Here is a 3,718-nt window from a genome sequence, read left to right as displayed (position 1 = left end):
AAAAGACTTAAAACCACCTCCCCTCTCCTTCGTCGAGGTACTCCTCCTTGCCAGGAGGAGAGCTGATTTACAGCTTGCAAAACACTATATATGTGAATGTTTGAATCTTTTCGAACACTCGTGGGCGTTGCCTCAAGCTTTGATGTATCAGGCTTTGACTGCGTCGATTTTCAATTCAGCCTGACATACAGCTCTAATATTATTAAATGTTTCATCAACGGAGAAACTAAAATTTCAGTTAATCACCCCAAACCTAAAATAATAAAAACAGAAGGTAGTTTAGAGGCGTGACAGATGTGAGGTTCTTTCTCTATCGTTTGTGTAGAATTTATGCCAGGACCCGGAATTTGATTGTGATCCGGTACCCGGTAGTTAAGAATGTATTAAACGCGAAAAACCCCTTATTCGAATGAATAAGAGGTTTCTCTAAAAAAAGGCGGCCCCCGATAGCTATCGGGGCTACTCTCCCGCACTGGGAGTACCTTATAATATTATTAAACGCAAAAAGAGCAACTGCATCAGCAATTGCTCTTCTCTAAAAAAAGGCGGCGACCTACTCTCCCACTTCTACGCAGTACCATCGGCGCTATCGGGCTTAACTTCTCTGTTCGGAATGGGAAGAGGTGGAACCCCGATGCAATAACCACCTGAATATTTTATTAGTATCAAGTACTAAGATCTAAGTATCAAAAGCTGTTTACAACTTGTGTCTTGTCTCTCTTAGCTCGATACTATCACGCCTGGCGTGATAACATATCAGCTCCAAATCAAAATCATATCTACCAATCTTTGTGTGTGTCAAATATATCTCTAAGAGAACATTCTCTTGAAAGCTTCGGGTAATTAGTACTGCTCGGCTAACGTGTCACCACGCTTACACCTGCAGCCTATCAACGTCATCGTCTCTAACGTCCCTTAATGGAAATCTCATCTTGAAGCAGGCTTCGTGCTTAGATGCTTTCAGCACTTATCCCTTCCACACTTAGCTACCCAGCGATGCTCCTGGCGGAACAACTGGTGCACCAGCGGTATGTCCAACGCGGTCCTCTCGTACTAACGTCAGGCCTTCTCAAATTTCCTACGCCCACAACAGATAGGGACCGAACTGTCTCACGACGTTCTGAACCCAGCTCGCGTGCCACTTTAATGGGCGAACAGCCCAACCCTTGGGACCTTCTCCAGCCCCAGGATGTGACGAGCCGACATCGAGGTGCCAAACCGCTCCGTCGATATGAGCTCTTGGGAGCGATCAGCCTGTTATCCCCGGAGTACCTTTTATCCTTTGAGCGATGGCCCTTCCATGCGGAACCACCGGATCACTATGCTCTACTTTCGTACCTGCTCGGCTTGTCGGCCTCACAGTCAAGCGCGCTTATACCATTATACTCTACAGACGGTTACCAATCGTCTTGAGCGCACCTTTAGAAGCCTCCGTTACTCTTTTGGAGGCGACCACCCCAGTCAAACTACCCACCAAACGGTGTCCCCTGAAAGGGTTAGGCTCCAGATAAGCAAAGGGACGTATTTCAAGGGTGACTAACTTACACCTGGCGATGCAAGATCAAAGTCTCCGTCCTATCCTACACATTACTTACCCAAAACCAACGTTAAGCTGCAGTAAAGGTTCACGGGGTCTTTCCGTCCCGTTGCGGGTATCCGGCATCTTCACCGGAACTACAATTTCACCGAGCTCATGGCTGAGACAGTGCCCAGATCGTTGCACCATTCGTGCAGGTCGGAACTTACCCGACAAGGAATTTCGCTACCTTAGGACCGTTATAGTTACGGCCGCCGTTTACCGGGGCTTCATTTCAATGCTTCGCCGAAGCTAACATCTCCACTTAACCTTCCGGCACCGGGCAGGTGTCAGGCCTTATACATCATCTTTCGATTTAGCAAAGCCATGTGTTTTTGATAAACAGTCGCCTGGGCCATTTCTCTGCGGCTCACCATACAGTGAGCGCCCCTTCTCCCGAAGTTACGGGGCTAATTTGCCTAGTTCCTTAGCCATGAATCACTCGAGCGCCTTAGTATACTCAACCCAACTACGTGTGTCCGTTTACGGTACGAGCCGCTATACTCGCTTTTCTTGGAACCGGTTACTTACTTTCGCTTCGTCCGTAGACTAGGCTCAACGTACTATTCCGTCAGTACGTAAGCACCTGGCCGATCCGTCACTTTTATTGTATAGCAGGTACAGGAATATTAACCTGTTTACCATCCACTACCCCTTTCGGGTTCGCGTTAGGTCCCGACTAACCCTGATCCGATTAGCGTTGATCAGGAAACCTTGGTCTTTCGGCGTGGAGGTTTCTCACCCCCATTATCGTTACTTATGCCTACATTTGCTTTTCCAAACAGTCCACTGTGACTCACATCTTCAGCTTCAACCCAGTTTGGAATGCTCCCCTACCACAGTATATAAATACTATCCATAGCTTCGGTAGTATGTTTATGCCCGATTATTATCCATGCATCGCCGCTCGACTAGTGAGCTGTTACGCACTCTTTAAATGAATGGCTGCTTCCAAGCCAACATCCTAGCTGTCTAAGCAGCAACACCGCGTTTGGTCAACTTAACATACATTTGGGGACCTTAGCTGATGGTCCGGGTTCTTTCCCTCTCGGACATGGACCTTAGCACCCATGCCCTCACTCCATGACATCATCTTACAGCATTCGGAGTTTATCAGGAGTTGATAGGCGATGAAACCCTCGCGTCCTATCAGTAGCTCTACCTCTGTAAGATTAATCATAGGCTGCACCTAAATGCATTTCGGGGAGTACGAGCTATTTCCGAGTTTGATTGGCCTTTCACCCCTACCCTCAGTTCATCCAAAGACTTTTCAACGTCAACTGGTTCGGTCCTCCACTGTGTGTTACCACAGCTTCAACCTGACCAAGGGTAGATCACACGGTTTCGCGTCTACTCCCACTGACTATAGCGCCCTATTCAGACTCGCTTTCGCTTCGGCTCCGACCCTTAAAGTCTTAACCTTGCCAGTGAGAAGTAACTCGTAGGCTCATTATGCAAAAGGCACGCTGTCACCGATTAAATCGGCTCCAACCGCTTGTAGGCGCACGGTTTCAGGTACTTTTTCACTCTTCTGTTCGAAGTGCTTTTCACCTTTCCCTCACGGTACTGGTTCTCTATCGGTCTCTCAGGAGTATTTAGCCTTGGCAGATGGTCCTGCCGGATTCACACAGGATTTCACGTGTCCCGCGCTACTCAGGATACTCGCCTCGCATAAAAAATTACGTGTACCGGACTATCACCGTCTCTGGTTGCTCTTTCCAAAGCATTCCACTTCTTTTTTACTTGATTATGCAAGTCCTACAACCCCAGAATTGCCTGAACAACTCTGGTTTGGGCTAGTTCCCGTTCGCTCGCCACTACTTAGGAAATCACTCTTGTTTTCTCTTCCTCCGGGTACTTAGATGTTTCAGTTCCCCGGGTTTGCCCCAGACTAAGTCTGGTACTATATCTTCAATATAGTGGGTTGTCCCATTCGGAAATCTGCGGATTAATAGTTATTTGCACTTCCCCGCAGCTTATCGCAGCTTATCACGTCCTTCATCGCCTCTGAGAGCCTAGGCATCCCCCGTACGCCCTTATCTACTTTCTTTTACACACACCTAGTTGGTGTCTATGATTTTGATTTGTGTTGCCAATATGTCAAAGAACTTTTAAGCTCGAAGTCTTCAATATAAATCAAAG

At 47.5% G+C, this 3,718-nt stretch carries 2 rRNA genes; both read right to left on the bottom strand.

The features are described 5' to 3' along the window. Positions 1 to 540 precede the first annotated feature (540 nt). Positions 541 to 651, bottom strand: a 5S ribosomal RNA gene (gene rrf / locus ACRD69_RS25215). Between the two features lie 173 nt (positions 652 to 824). Beyond that, positions 825 to 3,626: ribosomal RNA gene (locus ACRD69_RS25210) — 23S ribosomal RNA — on the bottom strand. Positions 3,627 to 3,718 lie beyond the last annotated feature (92 nt).

The sequence above is a fragment of the Carboxylicivirga agarovorans genome, assembly GCF_050589845.1.
GTDB classification, from domain to species: Bacteria; Bacteroidota; Bacteroidia; order Bacteroidales; family Marinilabiliaceae; genus Carboxylicivirga; species Carboxylicivirga agarovorans.
This window is presented reverse-complemented; position numbering and strand designations above follow the sequence as displayed.